Genomic DNA, 1,462 nt, shown 5'->3' with positions numbered 1-1,462 from the left:
ACGCGCGCTACACCTCGCCGGGCGCCCGTGATGCGGTCGACAAGCGGGGCAACTACTGGCTGCCGGTGGACCAGTACATCGGTGGCATCGAGCACGCGATCCTGCACCTGATGTACTTCCGCTTCTTCCACAAGCTGCTGCGTGATGCGCGCATGGTGGACAGCAACGAGCCGGCGCAGAACCTGCTGTGCCAGGGCATGGTGATCGCGGAAACCTACTACCGGCCCAATCCGGACGGCTCCAAGGACTGGATCAACCCGGCCGACGTGGACGTGCAGCGCGACGAGCGCGGCCGCATCACCGGCGCCACCCTGATCGCCGACGGCCAGCCGGTGGTGATCGGTGGCACCGAGAAGATGTCCAAGTCGAAGAACAACGGCGTGGATCCGCAGGCGATGGTGGGCAAGTACGGCGCCGACACCGTGCGCCTGTTCTCGATGTTCGCCGCGCCGCCGGAACAGTCGCTGGAATGGAACGAAGCCGGCGTCGATGGCATGGCCCGCTTCCTGCGCCGTTTGTGGGCGCAGGTGCAGAAGCACGCTGCCGACGGCGCCGCACCGGCACTGGACGTGGCCGCACTGGACGCCGGGCAGAAGGCGCTGCGGCGCAAGACCCATGAAACCATCGGCAAGGTCGGCGACGACTACGGCCGTCGCCACAGTTTCAACACCGCCATCGCCGCGGTGATGGAGCTGATGAACGCGCTGGCCAGGTTCGATGACGTCAGCGACCAGGGCCGTGCGGTGCGCCAGGAGGCGCTGCGTGCCACCGTGCTGCTGCTCAACCCGATCACCCCGCATGCCAGCCATGCCCTGTGGCAGGTGCTGGGCCATGGCGAGGAACTGCTGGAAGACCAGATGTTCCCCGAAGCCGATCCGGCCGCGCTGGTGCGCGATGCGGTGACGCTGGCGGTGCAGGTCAACGGCAAGCTGCGCGGCACCATCGAGGTGGCCGCCGACGCCGCGCGCGACCAGATCGAAGCACTGGGCCTGGCCGAGCCGAACGCGGCCAAGTTCCTGGACGGTCTGACCGTGCGCAAGATCATCATCGTGCCCGGCAAGATCGTGAACATCGTGGCCGCCTGACCGCGGCCCGTTGGTCTCAAGTCACGTTCACGCGGCATCGGGCATCTTCTATGCCTGTTGCCGCGCCCGCCCGGCTCCCCCAGACTGTGCCCATGACCCGATTCCTGCTTGCCCTCGTTCTCACCGCGACCCTCGCCGGGTGTGGCTTCCATATGCGCAACAAGCTGATGCTGCCGGCCGACACCGCCGCGGTGCAGGTGGTATCCAGCGCCCCCTATAGTGAACTGGCCAAGCTGCTGCGTCGCGGCCTGCAGGCGTCGGGCGCGCAGGTCACCGAGCCGGACAGCGCCGCCGAACCGGGCAGCACCGCCAAGGTCGCCCAGCTGCAGGTGATGTCCGAGCGTTGGGGTGATCTGCCGATCGCCATAGATGCACAG

General features: G+C 67.6%; 1 protein-coding gene and 1 pseudogene. Both read left to right on the top strand.

The window, feature by feature from the left end:
- The coding region (locus RTO53_RS19505) for a class I tRNA ligase family protein (protein ID WP_312239323.1) at positions 1 to 1,085 on the top strand (1,085 nt) is incomplete at its 5' end.
- A gap of 92 nt (positions 1,086 to 1,177) precedes the next feature.
- Positions 1,178 to 1,462: pseudogene (locus RTO53_RS19500) on the top strand (hypothetical protein); the annotation flags it as partial.

The organism is Stenotrophomonas sp. (genome assembly GCF_031995405.1).
GTDB lineage: Bacteria > Pseudomonadota > Gammaproteobacteria > Xanthomonadales > Xanthomonadaceae > Stenotrophomonas.
The sequence above is the reverse complement of the archived record's forward strand: the minus strand, read 5'-3'. Positions and strand labels throughout refer to the sequence as shown.